This is a genomic window from Pseudomonas sp. BF-R-26 (assembly GCF_019947395.1).
In the GTDB taxonomy this organism is placed as follows: domain Bacteria; phylum Pseudomonadota; class Gammaproteobacteria; order Pseudomonadales; family Pseudomonadaceae; genus Aquipseudomonas; species Aquipseudomonas farris.
This window is the reverse complement of sequence record NZ_JAGYGK010000010.1, coordinates 100,392-116,691: the sequence shown is the minus strand read 5'-3', so window position 1 is coordinate 116,691 and position 16,300 is coordinate 100,392. Positions and strand designations below refer to the sequence as shown.

Here is a 16,300-nt window from a genome sequence, read left to right as displayed (position 1 = left end):
GCCAGATCAGCTTCAAGCCCCCGGTTTCAATGGGCCTTGGCGATGCCAGCGGGTTCATCCTGAGGTCGTGCAAAACACCTGACTATCGATAAAAACTCATTGAAGCCATGACGCTGGCGCATGCCTCATCGCGAGGCATGCGCTCACCTTTTTCGTGCTGTCAGACGGCCCGAATCACGTGTTTGATTTCCTGGAAAGCCTGCAAGCCCCACGGCCCCAATTCGCGGCCGATGCTGCTCTGTTTGTAGCCACCCCAGGCGGTCTGCGGGAAGATCACTTGCGGCGCGTTGATCCACACAAGCCCCGCCTGCAAAGCGTTGGCGACGCGATCCGCAGCCTCGCTGTCACGAGTGACCACGCTGGCCACCAGGCCGAACTGGCTGTCATTGGCCAGGGTAATCGCCTCGGCTTCAGAGCTGAAACTGCGCACGCAGATCACCGGGCCGAAAATCTCTTCGCACCACAGCGCACTGTCGAGGGGCACGTCGATGAAAATGGTCGGCTGCAAAAAATAGCCGCGTGGCAGGTCTGCCGGGCGATTACCGCCGCAGATCAGCTTCGCCCCAGCGCTCAAACCACGATCGATGTGGCCCAGCACGCGTTGGTATTGCGCCTGATTGACCAGTGCGCCCATTTCCACGTTCGGGTCGAACGGGTCGGCCACGCGAATGGCTTCGGCGCGCGCCTTCAATCGCGCTACAAATTTATCCGCAAGTTCATCGGCAACCAACACGCGGCTGGTGGCGGAACACATCTGCCCGGCATTGAAGAAACCGCCGCCACAGGCCACTTCGACCGCCAATTCGATATCAGCATCGGCGAGTACCAGCAGCGAAGATTTGCCGCCCAATTCCAGGCTCACACCCTTCACGGTTTCTGCTGCGCGCTGCATGACCTGGACACCGACCGCGTTGCTGCCGGTGAAGGAAATCTTGGCGATGCGCGGATCAGCCGACAGCGGCGCGCCGACGGCCAGGCCCGTGCCGCAGACCAGATTGAACACACCGTTTGGCAGACCGGCTTCGGCAATAATCGTCGCCAGTTCCAGCTCCGGCAGCGGCGTCACTTCCGACGGTTTGAGCACCACGCAGCAACCGGCGGCCAGGGCCGGGGCGAGTTTCCAGGCGGTGGTGACCATCGGGAAATTCCACGGCACGATCAGCCCCACCACACCGCACGGCTCGCGGCGCAAACGGGCGCTGAAATCGTCGCTCGGCAACGCCACGGCGCTGTCCTGCTTCGCGTCCAGGCCTTCGGCCAGATCGGCGTAATACTCGAACGTGGCGATTACATCGTCGACATCAATGGCCGCTTCGAACAGCGGTTTGCCGTTGTTGCTCGACTGCAATTTCATCAACTGTTCGCGACCGGCCTGCACGCCTGCGGCGATTTTGCGCAGGATCGCCCCGCGCTCGGTACCGGTGGTTTTCGACCACGCTTTGAAAGCGTTGGTCGCCGCCGTGACGGCCTGATCGACAGCGTGTTCATCGCCGCCGTTGACGGTTGTCAGCAGTGCTTCGGTCGCCGGATTGATCACGCGCAAATGTTCGTTGCCTGCCGACCATTGGCCGTCGATGTACAGGCCATCAAGCGTGGTCGGGAACGTTGTAGAAGAACTCATTTCGACACCGCCTTCATCCACTGGGTCTGATCGATTTCAATCAGGGTCGGACCCTGGCGATCGGTGGCAAGACGCAATGCACTGCGCAGTTCTTCGACACCGCTGACCGCCTCGGCCGCGCAGCCCAGAGCCTTGGCCACACCAATGAAGTCCGGGGTGTAGATGTCCACGCCAACCGGCTCGATGTCGCGGTTGACCATGTATTTCTTGATCTCTTCGTAGCCCTGGTTATTCCACAACAGGACGATCACCGGGGTGCGTGCTTCCACCGCACTGGCCAGTTCCGGCAGGGTGAATTGCAGACCACCGTCGCCGATCAGGCACACCACCGGAGGCCGTGCGCCGCCTTCGATGCTGCCACCAAGCCAGGCACCAATCGCTGCCGGCAAGGCGTAACCGAGGGTGCCGTAACCGGTGGACGAGTTGAACCAGCGGCGCGGGCGTTCCGGGTTGAATGTGAGGTTGCCGGTGTACACCGGTTGGGTCGAATCGCCGACAAAAACCGCGTTCGGCAATTCGTGCAAAACGGTTTCCAGGAAGCGAGTCTGGGCCAGCGTCGGGGCGTCCCAGGTCGCAGCCAGTTCATCGCGCAAACGCGCGGCACGCACCTGGCCCCAATCGTTGCGACGCTCGGCCAGCGACTTGTGGGACAGCGCACTCAGCAAGGCCTGAGCGGCGTTGCGCGAATCGGCCACCAACGCGACTTTCGGCGGGTAATTACGCACGGTCTGGTCGGGGTCGATGTCCACGCGCAGCAGCACGCCGGGAATGTCGAAGCCGCCAGCGAAGGTGACGTCGTAATCGGTTTCGGCCAGTTCGGTGCCGATGGCCAGCACCACATCGGCCTCGGCGACCAGCGCGCGGGTGGCTACCAGGCTCTGGGTCGAACCGATCAGCAGCGGGTGGCTGGACTCAAGCATGCCTTTGGCATTGATGGTCAGGGCCACCGGTGCATCCAGCAGTTCCGCCAGTTCGGTCAATTCAGCCGCGGCATCGATGGCGCCGCCACCGGCGAGAATCAACGGGCGCTTGGCACCGGCCAGCCAGTCGGTCATGCGGCTGATCGCGCTTGGCGAAGCACCGGCGCGGTCGATGTTCACCGGCACGCTGGCGAGCAAGTCATCGGCCTCTTCGACCAACACGTCCAACGGGATTTCGATGTGTACCGGACGCGGACGGCCAGCCTGGAACAGCGCGAAGGCACGGGCCAACACGCCCGGCAATTCAGCTGCCGACATCAAGGTGTGGGAGAACGCTGCCACGCCGCCGACCAGTGCGCTCTGGTTTGGTAGTTCATGCAGCTTGCCGCGACCGCCGCCCAATTGGCTGCGCGATTGCACGCTGGAGATCACCAGCATCGGGATCGAGTCGGCGTAAGCCTGGCCCATGGCGGTGGTGATGTTGGTCATGCCAGGGCCGGTGATGATGAAGCACACACCCGGTTTGCCGCTGGTGCGCGCATAACCGTCGGCCATGAAACCGGCGCCCTGTTCGTGACGCGGAGTGACGTGGTTGATGCTCGAACGGGCCAGCCCGCGATACAGCTCCACGGTATGCACCCCGGGAATGCCGAACACCTGCTCGACCCCGTAATCTTCGAGTAACTTGACCAATACTTCGCCGCACGTCGCCATGTCTTTGCCCTTTTTGTTCGTTTGAGACGCCGGGCCTGCGCAGTGTTTATGATGGGTTGGCAGGTCCAGGGATGGCCTCATTGGAACGGGCGACACGTAGCCGCAACAATGGATAAAAAGTCATACTAGCCATGTCCTCACGTCATACCTTGGATCCCAATGAAACGATTGCCTCCCCTGCCGGCGCTGCACACTTTTCTGATCACCGCGCAGTGCTGCAACTTCACCCGGGCCGCCGAACAATTGCACATCACCCAAGGCGCGGTGAGCCGGCAGATCGCCGGGCTGGAAGATCATCTGGGTTATGAGCTGTTCATTCGCCAGGCGCGGGGCTTGAGCCTGACCGCCGAAGGACGGGAATGGCTGCCACGGGTGCAGCAGATTTTCGGCCTGATCGACGAGGCGGTGGAGCAGATCGGCGAGAAGCGCGAAACCCTGCAACTGAAAGCCCCGACCTGCGTGATGCGCTGGCTGTTGCCACGCCTGTTGCAGTGGCAAAAGGAACGCCCGGATGTACCGGTGGAATTGACGACCACGGTGAAACACGGCGTGGATTTTCATCGCGAGCAGTTCGATGCGGCGGTGATGTATGGCGCGCCGCCGAACAGCTCACTGGCCTCCCGGCATCTGTTCGATGAGCAACTGACGCCCGTGTGTTCCCGACCGATGCTTGAAGGGCCGATGGCTTTGCAGACACCGGCCGATCTGCAGCAACACTTGTTGCTGCACCCCACCCGCGATGAACGGGACTGGAATGCCTGGCTGAAGGTTGCGGATATTCGGCTGAGCAATGTCGGCAAAGGTCAGCATTTCGAAACCCTGGACCTGGCGATGTCGATGGCGTCTCAGGGAACGGGGGTTGCGATTGGCGATTGGTCGTTGATCGGCGATGACCTGAGTGCCGGACGGCTGGTCATGCCCTTTGACTTGAAGGTGAAAACAGGGTTGGCGTATTACTTGGTGTTCCCCGAAAAACCGGAGCCTTCGCCGAAGTTGCGCGAATTGATGGGGTGGTTGGTGGAGCAGGCTCAATCGCGTTGAGCCCTTCGCGGGCAAGCCCGCTCCCACAGGAATCCACTGTCCTGTGGGAGCGGGCTTGCCCGCGATAAAGGCCGTACAGTCGACATCAATGTTGAATGTAAGTCCGCCTTCGCGAGCAGGCTCGCTCCCACAAGTGATCAGTGAACTCAATACCCGACAGTAAACCGCTGGCGGGAATGCTTCTGCGTTTCCACTTCATCGATCAGCGCAATCGCAAAGTCAGCAAAGGTAATCCAGCTACGGCCTTCGGCACTCACCAGCAAGTCATCCTTGCCGACCCGAAACGTGCTGGTGCGCTCACCTTCGACAAACTCTGCCGACGGCGACAGGAAGGTCCAGTCCAGGTCCTTTTCCTGACGCAAAGTATTCAGGAACGCGGCACCGGCGCTGGCCTCGGCCTTGTATTCCTCCGGGAAACCTTCGCTGTCGATCACCCGAGAGCCATTCGGCAGCAACAGCGAACCGGCACCGCCGACCACCAGCAGACGCTTGACCCCGGCCTTCTTCACCGGCTCGATAATCGCGCTGGCAGGGATGGTGGAGAAATGCGCGGCGCTGATCACCGCATCATGCCCGGCCACGGCGGCTTGCAATGCAGCAGCGTCGAGCACGTCTACGTTTTTGCTCACCACACCGGCACGCGGCGCGATTTTCGAGGTGTCGCGGGCGATGGCAGTGACGCTGTGACCGCGACGCAGGGCTTCTTCCAACAGTTGGCTACCGGCACGACCGGTGGCACCGATGATTGCGATGTTACTCATGACGTTCTCCAGTTGGTTTGGGTGTAGGCGAAGTTACTTGGTTTGCATTGATCAGTGTGGCGAGGGGGCTTGCCCCCGTTCGGCTGCGAAGCAGTCGTAAAACCTGAGCATGCGGTGCAGCGGGAAGAATGTAGGGGAGCGCTTCGCACTCCAACGGGGGCAAGCCCCCTCGCCACAAAGCTCCTCGCCACAGGTAAGCAGTTTCAGCTGCAGCGGATTACCACTTCATCTCGCCCTTGGCGACTTTGGCGCTCAGCTCCAGCGAGCTTTCTTCGCCCAGGGTCGGGTAGCGTTTTTTCATCGCGGCGATCAGCTCGGCAGCATCTTTCGCCTTGGCGGTTTCTTCGTCGAAAGCCTTGATGTAATCGGCGGTGAATTGCACCGCCGCCAGAGAACGCGCGCTCTCACCGAGGTAGTGACCCGGCACGATGGTTTTCGGCTTCAGCGCTTCAATCGCATGCAGCGTCGTCAGCCAATCGGCATGGGATTGCGGGGTCTGGGTGTCGGCCATCCATACATGAATGTTTTCGGCGACAACCACGCCACCGACCACAGCCTTGATCGACGGGATCCACACAAAGCTGCGATCCGGCTGCTTGCCGTCCAGGCCGATCACCTGCAATTTCTGCCCTTCCAGCATCAGGCTATCGCCCTTGAGCACCTGCGGCACGATGGTTTTGTTCGGTACGTCAGCGCCCATTTTCGGGCCCCAGAACGCCAGTTTGCCGTCGACGGTTTTTTTGATGTGATCAACAGTCGGTTGCGAAGCCAGCACTTTGGCTTTCGGGAACGCTTGGGTGACGGTGTCGAGGCCGAAGTAGTAATCCGGGTCACCGTGGCTGATGTAGATGGTGGTCAGTTGCTTGCCGCTGGCGCGGATTTTTTCCACCACTTGTTCGGCCTGGGCTTTGCCGAATTGCGCGTCCACCAGAATCGCTTCCTTCTCGCCACTGACCAGCACCGAGGTCACCGGGAAGATCGCGTTGGTGCCTGGGTTGTAGACGTCCAGCGTCAGGGTAGACGCCGCAGCTGCATGGGCCGCGAAGCCGAGCGTGGCGGTGGCCAGAAGAATGCGTTTGATTGAAGTGAAGCCGATCATCTGTTGCTCCGTTGTCCGAATGCCATGCTTGGCGATGGGACAGAGCTTAGTTGCCTGGTTCGATACAAAAAATGCGATGCTTGAACATAGTTTGTTTCTGAAAGCGGGCAAATCATGGATCGTCTACAAGCAATGCGGGTGTTCGTCACGGTGGTGGACCTGGGCAGCCAATCGGCCGCCGCCGATCACCTGGACCTGTCACGGCCGGTGGTTTCACGCTATCTGGCGGAGTTGGAGGATTGGGTCGGCGCGCGCCTGATGCATCGCACCACGCGCAAATTGAGTCTGACCGCCGCCGGCAGTGAGATCCTGCCTCGCTGTCGGCAGATGCTCGATTTGTCCACCGACATGCAAGCCGCCGTCAGCGAACCGGACGACGCACCGCGAGGCCTGTTGCGGATCAGCGTCAGCACCTCATTCGGCCAAGCGCAACTGGCGGACGCCATGGCGGCCTACGTCAAACGCTACCCCGGCGTCAGCATCGATATGCAAATGCTCGACCGCACGGTGAACCTGGTGGATGAACGTATTGACCTGGCCATCCGCACCAGCAACGACCTGGACCCGAACCTGATCGCCCGGCGGCTGACGGTCTGCCGCTCGGTGATCTGCGCTTCCCCCGCGTACCTGCGTGAGCACCCGACACCGCAACGGGTCGAGGACCTCAGCCTGCACAACTGCCTGACCCATTCCTACTTCGGCAAGAGCCTCTGGCATTTCGAACAGGACGGCGAGCCCGTCTCGGTGCCGGTGCAGGGCAACATCAGCGCCAACGAAGCCAGCACGCTGTTGCGCGCGACGATGGCCGGGGCTGGCGTGGTGATGCTGCCCAGTTACCTGGCCGGCGTGCATATCCACAGCGGCGAACTGATCCGCCTGTTGCCCCAGGCCAAGCCCCGGCAGCTGAACATCTATGCGGTGTATGCCTCACGCAAACACATGCCGGCAGCGTTGCGCAGCATGCTGGATTTTCTGGTGCTTAGATTTCCGGAAGAACCGGAGTGGGATGTGGGGCTGTAAACACCTCCCCTGTGGGAGCTGGCTTGCCTGCGATGGCGTCGTCACATTGAACAAAGATGCTGACTGACAGTCCGCTATCGCGGGCAAGCTCGCTCCCACAGGGGGATATCAATGTTCTGAATATCGCGTTAACCGCGAAAGCGGCTTTGCTGGCAACTCACCGGCGCTGACCTATGCTCAAAGCAGTACCGAAAGGTATTCGTTCAGAGGTCAACGCCATGAACATCAAAACAAAAAGATACCTCGCCATTTTCATCACTTGCGCGGCGACATTGGCGCTGTATGGCACAGCCGCCTGGCGTGTCGAGCAGTTGCGACAAGTTCCCCGTGAATACGCGAGTTGCAACTTCGAGCGCTGCATTCCCCACAACGCGACCCTCAACGCCCTCCGGTAACGAACACCCTGTGGCGAGGGGGCTTTTGTGGCGAGGGGGCTTGCCCCCGTTGGGCGGCGAAGCGGCCCCAAAACCTGCGATTGGATAACTTCTGAGAAACTGAACTCAACGAAATTTACGACTGCTTCGCAGCCGAACGGGAGCAAGCTCCCTCGCCACAAGGTTCAGGCGTCGTTGTCCTGATCGGCCTTCAAGCGGTCGCGAAAAGCCTTGGGCGAAATCCCCACGCGACGCCTGAACAGGCGTGTGAAGTTGGTTGGATCGGAAAACCCCAACACATCGGACATTTCATAAATGGTCATGCTGGTGTAGGTCAGCAAGCGCTTGGCCTCCAGCAACTGACGCTCATGCATGATCTGCAACGCCGGTTGCCCCGCCAGTTCACGGCATGTGCCGTTGAGGTGGGACACGGAAATCCCCAGCCGATGAGCCAGGTCCTCGACCTTGACGTGCTGGCGATAGGTCTCTTCCACCAGTTGAATAAAGCCGTTGAGGTATTCCCGGGCCCGCTGCGGACGCTGGGTGGCGGTTTGACGCTGAATCACCTGACGGCTGATCCACACCATGATCACGCTGACCAGCGAATGCATGAGCATTTCCCGCGCCGGTTGATGGCCGGTGTACTCGCTTTGCAGCGCTGAAAACAGGCTGTTGAGGTACTCGCTGTCCTTGCCCGCCGGGTAGCTTTCGGCCTGTGCCAGAGCGTTCACCGAATTGCCCAGTTGTGCTTGCAGGTGGGCGATCAGCGGCGCGGCCAGCGTGACGACGAAACCCTCGACGTCCTCGGAAAACCGATAACCATGCACCGATAACGGCGGCAGAATCAGGATTGCCGGCTCGGTCAATTGTGAGCGTTTGCCTTCGATTTCAAGCTCTGCCTGACCTTTGAAAACGAAGAGTAACTGACACAAATCGGCGTGGCGGTGGGGTTTGATTTCCCATTGATGTTCGCGGCTGCGTTTGGAAATGGTTTCACAGTGCAATAAGTCAGGGGTCGGCCAGTCCAGGCTTTCACCGTAGAGTTTGAACACCGGAATCGATGGCAGGTCAGGCTTGTTCATCACTTCAATCCAGGCCTCGAGAGTAACGGGGCGATAATCGCACCGATTGGCAGAATGTACAGGTATCGGCTCAGTTTTCCCCTTCAATTGACAGACTCGCAAGTGAAAAATGCAAGTACTCGATCCATAAAAATCATTCACCGGTCTTGGCCGTGTGGAGCTTGCGAGTCATAAAAACAATGAAAACACTGAAAACCCAAGTCGCGATCATCGGTGCCGGCCCCTCTGGCTTGCTACTCGGCCAATTGCTGCATAACGCCGGCATCGACACCCTGATCCTCGAACGCCAGACCCCGGACTACGTGCTCGGACGCATCCGCGCCGGTGTCCTCGAACAAGGCATGGTAGAGCTGTTGCGTCAGGCTGGGGTGGGTCAGCGCATGGACGCCGAAGGGCTGGTCCATGCAGGCTTCGAACTGGCCCTCGACGGGCGCCGGGTACACATCGACTTGCAGGCGCTGACAGGCGGCAAAACCGTAACGATCTATGGTCAGACCGAGGTCACCCGCGATCTGATGGCCGCTCGTCGGGACGCCGGTGCGCAGACGATCTACGAAGCCAGCAATGTCGTCCCCCACGGCATGAAAACCGCCGAACCCTTTGTCACCTTCGACAAGGACGGCGAAACGTATCGACTCGATTGTGACTACATCGCCGGCTGCGATGGTTTCCATGGCGTGGCGCGGCAGTCGATTCCTACGGATTGCCTGAAAGTGTTCGAGCGGGTTTATCCGTTCGGCTGGCTGGGGATTCTCGCCGACACGCCACCGGTGCACGAGGAGTTGGTCTACGCGCGGCATGAACGGGGTTTTGCGCTGTGCAGCATGCGTTCGCCGACACGTACCCGTTACTACCTTCAGGTTCCGGCCCAGGACAAAGTCGAAGACTGGTCCGATCAGCGCTTCTGGGATGAGCTCAAATCCCGTCTGCCGACCGCCCTCGCCGCCTCTCTGGTGACCGGTCCGTCGATTGAAAAAAGCATCGCGCCACTGCGCAGTTTCGTGGTCGAACCGATGCAGTACGGGCGGATGTTCCTGGTCGGCGACGCCGCGCACATCGTTCCGCCCACCGGCGCCAAGGGGTTGAACCTGGCGGCCAGCGACGTCAGTACGTTGTTCAATATTCTGCTGAAGGTTTACCGCGAAGGCCGTGTGGATTTGCTGGAGAAGTATTCCGAAGTCTGCTTGCGGCGGGTGTGGAAAGCCGAGCGGTTTTCCTGGTGGATGACCTCGATGTTGCATCGCTTCGACGAGCACGACGCGTTCAGCCAGCGCATCAGCGAATCGGAGCTGGCCTATTTCGTGGACTCCGAGGCGGGTCGAAAAACCATTGCCGAAAATTACGTCGGGCTTCCATATGAGGCTATCGAATAGCCTCCTATCGACTTACACTGGCGAGCATCCCGCTCGCCTTGCCTGCTGCGGGTCCATCACTGCCCGCAGGTTTTACCCGTGACCAATCTCAACCAGCCTGAAACGCCCAAACCGGCCATTCGCAGCGTGCTGATCGCCCTGATGCTGGCGATCTTTCTGGGCGCGCTGGACCAGACCATCGTCGCCGTGTCGATGCCGGCCATTTCCGCGCAGTTCAAGGATGTCAGCCTGCTGGCCTGGGTGATTTCCGGGTACATGGTGGCGATGACCGTGGCGGTGCCGATCTACGGCAAACTCGGCGATCTGTATGGCCGCCGCAAGTTGATGCTGTTCGGCATGGGGCTGTTCACCCTGGCGTCGTTGTTCTGCGGCATGGCACAAAGCATGGAACAACTGGTGCTGGCGCGGATCCTTCAGGGTATCGGCGCCGGCGGGATGATTTCGGTGAGCCAGGCGATCATCGGCGACATCGTTCCGCCCCGCGAGCGCGGTCGCTATCAGGGTTACTTCAGCAGCATGTACGCGGTGGCCAGCGTGGCCGGCCCGGTTCTCGGTGGCTACATGACCGAATACCTGTCTTGGCGCTGGGTGTTCCTGATCAATCTTCCATTGGGCCTGGGTGCCTGGCTGGTAGCCCACCGCACGCTGGTGGGACTGCCGGTGCCACAGCGCAAGCCGATCATCGACTACTTCGGCACCTTGCTGATGATCATCGGCCTGACGGCGTTGTTGCTGGGCATCACTCAGGTCGGCCAGGGCCATTCGTGGCGCAGCACCGAAGTGTCGGGTTTGCTCGGTTGTGCGGTGGTGGTGCTGGCCGTGTTCGTCTGGCATGAACGGCGGGCGCGGGAACCGTTGCTGCCGATGCACTTGTTCACCAACCGCAGTGCGATTCTTTGCTGGTGTACGATTTTCTTCACCAGTTTCCAGGCGATTTCCTTGATCGTGCTGATGCCGCTGCGCTTCCAGAGCGTCACCGGCGCCGGGGCCGACAGCGCCGCGCTGCATCTGTTGCCGCTGGCCATGGGCTTGCCGATAGGCGCGTATTTCGCCGGACGCCAGACCTCGGTGAGCGGTCGTTATAAACCGATGATCCTGACTGGCGCCCTGCTGATGCCGTTCTCGATTCTCGGCATGGCGTTCAGTGCGCCTCAGGCGTTTGTGCTGAGCAGCCTGTTCATGTTGCTCAGCGGCATCGCCAGCGGTATGCAGTTCCCGACATCGTTGGTGGGCACGCAAAACTCGGTGGAACAACGGGACATCGGCGTCGCCACCAGCACCACCAATCTATTCCGTTCCCTGGGTGGCGCAGTGGGTGTGGCGTTAATGTCGGCGCTGCTGCTGGCGTTGCTGCAGGATTCGAGTTTCGCTCACCTGGCCGGCTCGTCGCTGATTACCGAGGGCCATTCGGGGAATGTCTTGCTCGATGGTTTGAACGCCGCACCGGGGGATGCACAAAACGCCCTGCGCGCTGAGCTGCTGCTGACCTTCCGGCATTTGCTGATGGTCAGCGCGGCGGTGTCGCTGCTGGGGCTGGCGGCGGCGATTGCCATGCCGAACAGGGTGTTGCGGGGGCGGGAGGACACGGTTCGCTAACCCCTCCGACCGATCGTTCCCGCGCTCTGCGTGGGAACGATCAATGTCTACCCTTCAAGGGCTGTAATACCCCACCGCCACCAGAAAATGCCCGACCTTTTTCAGGTAGGCATGCTTGTCTTCCACTTTGCCAGTCACCGGGTTTTTCCAGCGGTACTCGTATTCGCCGTAGTCCTGCTTTGCCATCAGCGCCAGGATCGGCTCGCCCACCGGTTTGCCTTCCGGGTCCTTGATCTTGCCGAAGTCGGTATTGATCAGTCGCAAATTGGTGCCGTGGGCGACATAACGCTGGGTATCCAGGTCGACGACAAACACGTACAGGTCATCCTGCAAGTAACCGCCCTTGAGGGAGTTGATCGCTATGAGCGTGCCCTTTTCGTTTTTGGCCAGATCGACCGCTGCTTTATCGAGCAACGCTTGCGCCTGTTGCGGCGAGGCCCGTGGCAGGTAGTAACCGACCGCCAGAATCCGCTGGCCGATGCGCTGATAAAACACATGCTTGCGTTCAACCTTACCGTCGGCCCAGTTCTGCCAGCGGTATTCGGCTTGCTGAATGCCGTTGCCCTCCGGCACTTTCAAGGCGTCCTTGAAGGCTTTTTGCACCTCCGGCCCGAGCACCTCGGACACATCACGACCGATCAACGCCGAAGATGGCCCACCGCTGGCGAGCATCACGCCCTTGGTGTCGACCACGAAGACATAGCGATCCTTGTCGACAAACTCGCCCTGACGGCTGAACGCCGCGAAAGCCTTGTCACCCTGCTCGTGGTAATAGGCCAGGGCTTTTTCCAGCAAGGCTTTGGCGGCCTGGCTGTCATCCTTTTCCGTTGTGGCGGCGTGAACTGGCCCCAGGCACAGCAAAAGCAACCCGCCCAGCCAGGCTAGCTTGTGAAGAACCCCCATTGCGCATTCCCCGTTCTTATTGGTGTTTCAAGAGCGTAGACGGCTTGGGGCTATGTATGAATATTCAGGAAACGGTGGGGAGGGTTTGTTTTAAAGAGACTTTGTGTGGCCAGGGAGCTTGCCTGTGGTGAGGTTTTTTTGTGGCGAGGGGGCTTGCCCCCGTTCGGCTGCGCAGCAGTCGTAAAACCTGAGCATGCGGTGCAGCTGGAAGAATGTAGGGGAGCGCTTCGCACTCCAACGGGGGCAAGCCCCCTCGCCACAAAAAACCTGGCCACAGCCAGCCCCTAGCCACAAAAGTCCCACTCCACAGGCCCCACTCCACACAGGCCCCGTCACTGCATCGGGCTATTGAGGCCGGGCGCGCAGCTGCTGTTGCAGATTCTGAATCTGCGCCTGCAGGGTGTTGATGTTGCGGGTGACCTGCCCGCGGAAGGCGTCGAACTCGGCGGTGTTGGTGCCACCTGCTGCGGCGGCCGGGCGATTGTCCTGTTGGCTTTTGAGCACGATCATGTCTTGCTCCAGGCGCTCGATGGCGGCGCTTGGATTGCCTTGTTTCTTCAACGCGACGATGTCAGCGCCCAGGCTTTTGAGTTGGGCGTCGAACTTATCGTCCGGCGCGTTCTTCAACGCGGCCAGTTCGCCGCTCAAGGCTTTGACCTGGGCCTGCAACTGAGCATTGGCGGTTTGTTGTTCGGTGGCTTGCGCGGTCATTTGCGCCAGGCGCTTGTCCAGATCGGAGGTCTGGCCGAGTACGCCCAACTGCTGTTTGCTCTGATCCTGAAGCTTGCTTTCCAGCTGCTTGCTCTGGTCCTGGAGTTTGCTTTCGAGCTGTTTGATTTGCAGCTTCAACGCTTCACTGCCAGTGCTGACGTTGGACTGGCTGGCCACGACCTTGCCGGAAATGTCCTGCAAGCGCCCCGCCGCTTCTTCACTGATGCGCGCAAAACTTTCCTGGGTCGCCACCAGTTGCTGTTCCATCAGCGAGATCTGCTGAAAACTCCACCAGGCAAGGCCGGCGAAGGCAAAGAACAACGCGCCGACCAATGCCCACAGAGGGCCAGTGCTCGGGCCTTTGACCTTGACCACCGGTGTGGTGCGCGAATGCACGGCAGTGCGAGCGGTAGTCGGAAAATCATCGTCATCGAGGCTGTCGGCGCGCAGGCTCGGGACATCGTCGAAGTCGTCGTTGGCATCGTTACGCATGGGCATTAGGGTCAACCTTTGTGGAACGCGGTGATGGCTTGATGCGGCGAAGTATAACCCCCGCTGCCGCACCGGTTGACCCTGAACCCCGAACTCGGTTCAGTAAGGGGTCCCCCTTGTGTGTCAGCGAATGTCCTGAGCCTTCCACCAGCCGCAGAATTCATCGAGGGCGGTCCAGAGGCTCACTTTCGGATCGTAGTCCAGATAATGCCGTGCGCGACTGATGTCCAGGGTGAAGTTTTTGTTCATGACCTGCATGCCCAGCCGCGACAGTGTCGGCTCGGGACGACCTGGCCACAGCTTGCACACACCCTCGTTGAGCGCGGCAAGGCTGTAGGCCAGACCGTAGGAACGGTAGCGGGTAACCTGTGGGACATCCATTTGGCGCATCACGTAATTGACCACATCCCACAACGGAACCGGCGCTCCGTTGCTGATGTTGTAGGCCTTGCCCAGGGCCGAACCGCTGGCCAGCAAGCTGCTGAGCAACGCTTCATTGAGGTTTTGCACGCTGGTGAAATCGACCTTGTTCAGGCCATTGCCGATAATCGCCAAGCGCCCTTTGCGCTGCATCTTCAGCAGTCTGGGGAAAATGCTCATGTCGCCGGCGCCCGTCACGAAACGCGGGCGCAGGGCCAGGGCTTCTAGACCGAATTCCTGCGCACCGAAGACTTTTTGCTCGGCCAGGTATTTGGTCGCGGCGTAGGGATGTTTGAAGCGCTTGGGCACCTGCTCTTCGGTCAACCCCAGATGATCGCGGCCATCGAAGTAAATCGAAGGCGACGACAAGTGCACCAGACGCCGAACCCGCTGTTTCAGACAGGCTTCGACCACGTTCTCGGTGACTTCGACGTTGCCTTGATGAAAGTCCTGATACCGCCCCCACAAACCGACAGCGCCGGCGCAATGCACCACGGCTTCAACGTCTGAACACAGGTCGCGCGCCAGTTGCGGGTCGCTCAAGTCGCCCTGAATGAACTCGGCGCCACGGCGCACCAGATGCTCGACGCTTTCGGCCCGGCGACCGTTGACCCGCACGTCCAGGCCCTGCTCCAGGGCGAAACGCGCAAAGCGTCCGCCAATGAAGCCGCTTGCGCCGGTGACCAGAATCTTCATGAATTGCTCCGAATATTTCGTTTTGCGTTTTGCGCTTTGCATATTGCGTAGGGCGTAGGGCGTGAGGTCTTGACGCTGCCCGTCAGTCCAACGGCACCAGCCATTGCTTCGACGAGCGCACCAATTGATCGGTGAGTAACCCCAACAGCTGACCGCCATTGCGCCAATGATGCCAGTACAGCGGCACATCGATCGGCTTATCTGGCAAAAGCTCCTGCAATTGGCCGCGTTCCAGTTGCTCGCGCACCTGCAATTCAGGCACCAGGCCCCAGCCAAGCCCTGCTTCGGTGAGACGAAGAAAGCCTTCGGAGGATGGGCATAAATGATGTTCGAAACCGCCATCCACACCGAGGGATGCGAGGTAGCGATGCTGTAGGAAATCATCCGGGCCAAACACCAGGGCCGGGGTTTTGGCTAACTGATCGGCGCGCACACCATCGGGAAAATGCCGGGCAATGAACGCCGGGCTCGCCATCGCACGGTAGCGCATCGCCCCCAACAGAACGCTGCGCGCACCGGCCACCGGCCGTTCACTGGCGCAGACACACCCCGCCACTTCGCCTGCGCGCATGCGTTTGAGGCCGACGGTCTGGTCTTCTACCACCAAGTCGAGCAACAGATGTTGTTCCGCGCAAAAATCCCCCACCGCCTCGGCCCACCAAGTGGCAAGGCTGTCGGCATTCAGCGCGATACGCAGGCGTTCCGGCAGGCCTTCTTCGTCCAGCGCCGGGACCAACGTTTGTAGATCGCGTTCAAGCAATCGCACCTGCTGCACATGGTTAAGCAATCGCCGGCCAATCTCCGTCGGCGCCGGGGGTGTGACCCGCACCAGCACCGGTTGGCCGACCCGTGCCTCCAGCAGTTTGATCCGTTGGGAGATGGCCGATTGGGACAAACCCAACACCTGCGCGGCGCGCTCGAATCCGGCCTGTTCGATTACGGCGGCGAGCGCGGAAAGTAATTTGTAGTCGAACATCAGTTTTCCTAATGGGCGATCAGGACTATTGGTTTTTCTTATACAGCGTTCAGCCGGAGAATGGCCAGCAAGAACTCTTGAACAAGGATCACCGACATGGCTGGCGAAACGTCATTGGCAACCCTGCTGCGTAGCATGAGCCCGCAACTCAACGACGGCGAATACGTGTTTTGCACGTTACGCGACGGCAAGTTGCCCGCCGGCCTTGAGATTGTCGGCAGCTTTCGTGAACGGGAAGGCCTGACGGTGATTCTGGAACGTTCCCACGCTGAAAAGGCCGGTTTCAGCTTCGACTACGTCGCCGCCTGGATCACCTTGAACGTGCATTCGGCCCTCGAAGCCGTCGGCCTGACCGCCGCGTTCGCCACGGCACTGGGCAAGGCCGGCATCAGTTGCAACGTGATCGCCGGGTATTACCACGACCATTTGTTCGTCGGCCAGGCCGATGCCGAACGCGCCCTGCAGGTACTGCGGGATCTGGCGTCCAACGCGGAGTAATAC

The 16,300-nt window shown here is 60.3% G+C and carries 15 protein-coding genes; 6 read left to right on the top strand and 9 right to left on the bottom strand.

The window, feature by feature from the left end; all coding sequences use genetic code 11:
• Positions 1 to 160: 160 nt before the first annotated feature.
• Entirely contained in the window at positions 161 to 1,621 is a 1,461-nt protein-coding gene (locus KGB18_RS16705) for an aldehyde dehydrogenase family protein (protein ID WP_123719319.1), read from the bottom strand.
• The gene (locus tag KGB18_RS16700; RefSeq protein WP_123719320.1) at positions 1,618 to 3,255 is read right to left on the bottom strand and encodes a 5-guanidino-2-oxopentanoate decarboxylase; all 1,638 of its coding nucleotides are present in this window, start codon (positions 3,253 to 3,255) and stop codon (positions 1,618 to 1,620) included. The genes KGB18_RS16705 and KGB18_RS16700 overlap by 4 nt, the downstream gene beginning before the upstream one ends.
• Positions 3,256 to 3,414: 159 nt before the next feature.
• Here KGB18_RS16700 and KGB18_RS16695 point away from each other — a divergent pair, with 159 nt between their 5' ends.
• The gene (locus KGB18_RS16695; protein WP_223570253.1) at positions 3,415 to 4,296 is read left to right on the top strand and encodes a LysR substrate-binding domain-containing protein; all 882 of its coding nucleotides are present in this window, start codon (positions 3,415 to 3,417) and stop codon (positions 4,294 to 4,296) included.
• A gap of 146 nt (positions 4,297 to 4,442) precedes the next feature.
• Here the strand turns inward: KGB18_RS16695 and KGB18_RS16690 are convergent, their stop codons facing one another.
• Together KGB18_RS16690 and KGB18_RS16685 are read right to left on the bottom strand one after the other, a co-directional pair.
• Positions 4,443 to 5,057: an NAD(P)-dependent oxidoreductase gene (locus tag KGB18_RS16690; protein WP_223570252.1), complete on the bottom strand. Its 615-nt coding sequence runs from the start codon at positions 5,055 to 5,057 to the stop codon at positions 4,443 to 4,445.
• A 217-nt stretch (positions 5,058 to 5,274) separates the two neighbouring features.
• Positions 5,275 to 6,156 carry an MBL fold metallo-hydrolase gene (locus tag KGB18_RS16685; RefSeq protein ID WP_223570251.1) on the bottom strand — a complete coding sequence of 294 codons (882 nt, stop codon included), beginning with the start codon at positions 6,154 to 6,156 and terminating at the stop codon, positions 5,275 to 5,277.
• Positions 6,157 to 6,270: 114 nt separating this feature from the next.
• Between KGB18_RS16685 and KGB18_RS16680 the strand changes: the two genes are divergently transcribed.
• Positions 6,271 to 7,176, top strand: a complete 906-nt coding sequence (locus KGB18_RS16680) for a LysR family transcriptional regulator (protein ID WP_222839662.1) — start codon at positions 6,271 to 6,273, stop codon at positions 7,174 to 7,176.
• Positions 7,177 to 7,394: 218 nt separating this feature from the next.
• Positions 7,395 to 7,571 carry a hypothetical protein gene (locus KGB18_RS16675; RefSeq protein WP_167344819.1) on the top strand — a complete coding sequence of 59 codons (177 nt, stop codon included), beginning with the start codon at positions 7,395 to 7,397 and terminating at the stop codon, positions 7,569 to 7,571.
• A 164-nt stretch (positions 7,572 to 7,735) separates the two neighbouring features.
• Here KGB18_RS16675 and KGB18_RS16670 read toward each other — a convergent pair whose 3' ends face one another.
• Positions 7,736 to 8,632, bottom strand: coding sequence for a helix-turn-helix domain-containing protein (locus KGB18_RS16670; RefSeq protein WP_123719327.1), 897 nt, complete (start codon positions 8,630 to 8,632; stop codon positions 7,736 to 7,738).
• Positions 8,633 to 8,820: 188 nt separating this feature from the next.
• Here KGB18_RS16670 and pobA point away from each other — a divergent pair, with 188 nt between their 5' ends.
• Both pobA and KGB18_RS16660 read left to right on the top strand, forming a co-directional pair.
• The gene (gene pobA / locus KGB18_RS16665; RefSeq protein WP_411736822.1) at positions 8,821 to 10,005 is read left to right on the top strand and encodes a 4-hydroxybenzoate 3-monooxygenase; all 1,185 of its coding nucleotides are present in this window, start codon (positions 8,821 to 8,823) and stop codon (positions 10,003 to 10,005) included.
• A gap of 78 nt (positions 10,006 to 10,083) precedes the next feature.
• Positions 10,084 to 11,601 carry an MDR family MFS transporter gene (locus KGB18_RS16660; RefSeq protein WP_223570249.1) on the top strand — a complete coding sequence of 506 codons (1,518 nt, stop codon included), beginning with the start codon at positions 10,084 to 10,086 and terminating at the stop codon, positions 11,599 to 11,601.
• A 54-nt stretch (positions 11,602 to 11,655) separates the two neighbouring features.
• Here KGB18_RS16660 and KGB18_RS16655 read toward each other — a convergent pair whose 3' ends face one another.
• From KGB18_RS16655 to KGB18_RS16640, 4 genes are all read right to left on the bottom strand, one after another.
• Positions 11,656 to 12,504 (bottom strand): cache domain-containing protein, encoded by an 849-nt coding sequence (locus tag KGB18_RS16655; RefSeq protein WP_223570248.1) that lies wholly within the window; start codon positions 12,502 to 12,504, stop codon positions 11,656 to 11,658.
• A gap of 345 nt (positions 12,505 to 12,849) precedes the next feature.
• A complete protein-coding gene (locus tag KGB18_RS16650) occupies positions 12,850 to 13,713 on the bottom strand; it encodes an ATPase (RefSeq protein ID WP_223570247.1) in 864 nt (287 codons plus the stop codon).
• Between the two features lie 117 nt (positions 13,714 to 13,830).
• The gene (locus tag KGB18_RS16645) at positions 13,831 to 14,823 is read right to left on the bottom strand and encodes an NAD-dependent epimerase/dehydratase family protein (protein ID WP_223570246.1); all 993 of its coding nucleotides are present in this window, start codon (positions 14,821 to 14,823) and stop codon (positions 13,831 to 13,833) included.
• Between the two features lie 82 nt (positions 14,824 to 14,905).
• Positions 14,906 to 15,799, bottom strand: coding sequence for a LysR family transcriptional regulator ArgP (locus KGB18_RS16640; protein WP_048395587.1), 894 nt, complete (start codon positions 15,797 to 15,799; stop codon positions 14,906 to 14,908).
• A 96-nt stretch (positions 15,800 to 15,895) separates the two neighbouring features.
• Here KGB18_RS16640 and KGB18_RS16635 point away from each other — a divergent pair, with 96 nt between their 5' ends.
• Entirely contained in the window at positions 15,896 to 16,297 is a 402-nt protein-coding gene (locus KGB18_RS16635) for an ACT domain-containing protein (protein ID WP_123358009.1), read from the top strand.
• Positions 16,298 to 16,300 lie beyond the last annotated feature (3 nt).

What these genes read in the sequence shown, in the direction of transcription:
- KGB18_RS16705 (WP_123719319.1), bottom strand. Translation starts at nt 1,621, where the DNA reads ATGAGTTCTTCTACAACGTTCCCGACCACGCTTGATGGCCTGTACATC.
- KGB18_RS16700 (WP_123719320.1), bottom strand. Translation starts at nt 3,255, where the DNA reads ATGGCGACGTGCGGCGAAGTATTGGTCAAGTTACTCGAAGATTACGGG.
- KGB18_RS16695 (WP_223570253.1), top strand. Translation starts at nt 3,415, where the DNA reads ATGAAACGATTGCCTCCCCTGCCGGCGCTGCACACTTTTCTGATCACC.
- KGB18_RS16690 (WP_223570252.1), bottom strand. Translation starts at nt 5,057, where the DNA reads ATGAGTAACATCGCAATCATCGGTGCCACCGGTCGTGCCGGTAGCCAA.
- KGB18_RS16685 (WP_223570251.1), bottom strand. Translation starts at nt 6,156, where the DNA reads ATGATCGGCTTCACTTCAATCAAACGCATTCTTCTGGCCACCGCCACG.
- KGB18_RS16680 (WP_222839662.1), top strand. Translation starts at nt 6,271, where the DNA reads ATGGATCGTCTACAAGCAATGCGGGTGTTCGTCACGGTGGTGGACCTG.
- KGB18_RS16675 (WP_167344819.1), top strand. Translation starts at nt 7,395, where the DNA reads ATGAACATCAAAACAAAAAGATACCTCGCCATTTTCATCACTTGCGCG.
- KGB18_RS16670 (WP_123719327.1), bottom strand. Translation starts at nt 8,632, where the DNA reads ATGAACAAGCCTGACCTGCCATCGATTCCGGTGTTCAAACTCTACGGT.
- KGB18_RS16655 (WP_223570248.1), bottom strand. Translation starts at nt 12,504, where the DNA reads ATGGGGGTTCTTCACAAGCTAGCCTGGCTGGGCGGGTTGCTTTTGCTG.
- KGB18_RS16650 (WP_223570247.1), bottom strand. Translation starts at nt 13,713, where the DNA reads ATGCCCATGCGTAACGATGCCAACGACGACTTCGACGATGTCCCGAGC.
- KGB18_RS16645 (WP_223570246.1), bottom strand. Translation starts at nt 14,823, where the DNA reads ATGAAGATTCTGGTCACCGGCGCAAGCGGCTTCATTGGCGGACGCTTT.
- KGB18_RS16640 (WP_048395587.1), bottom strand. Translation starts at nt 15,799, where the DNA reads ATGTTCGACTACAAATTACTTTCCGCGCTCGCCGCCGTAATCGAACAG.
- KGB18_RS16635 (WP_123358009.1), top strand. Translation starts at nt 15,896, where the DNA reads ATGGCTGGCGAAACGTCATTGGCAACCCTGCTGCGTAGCATGAGCCCG.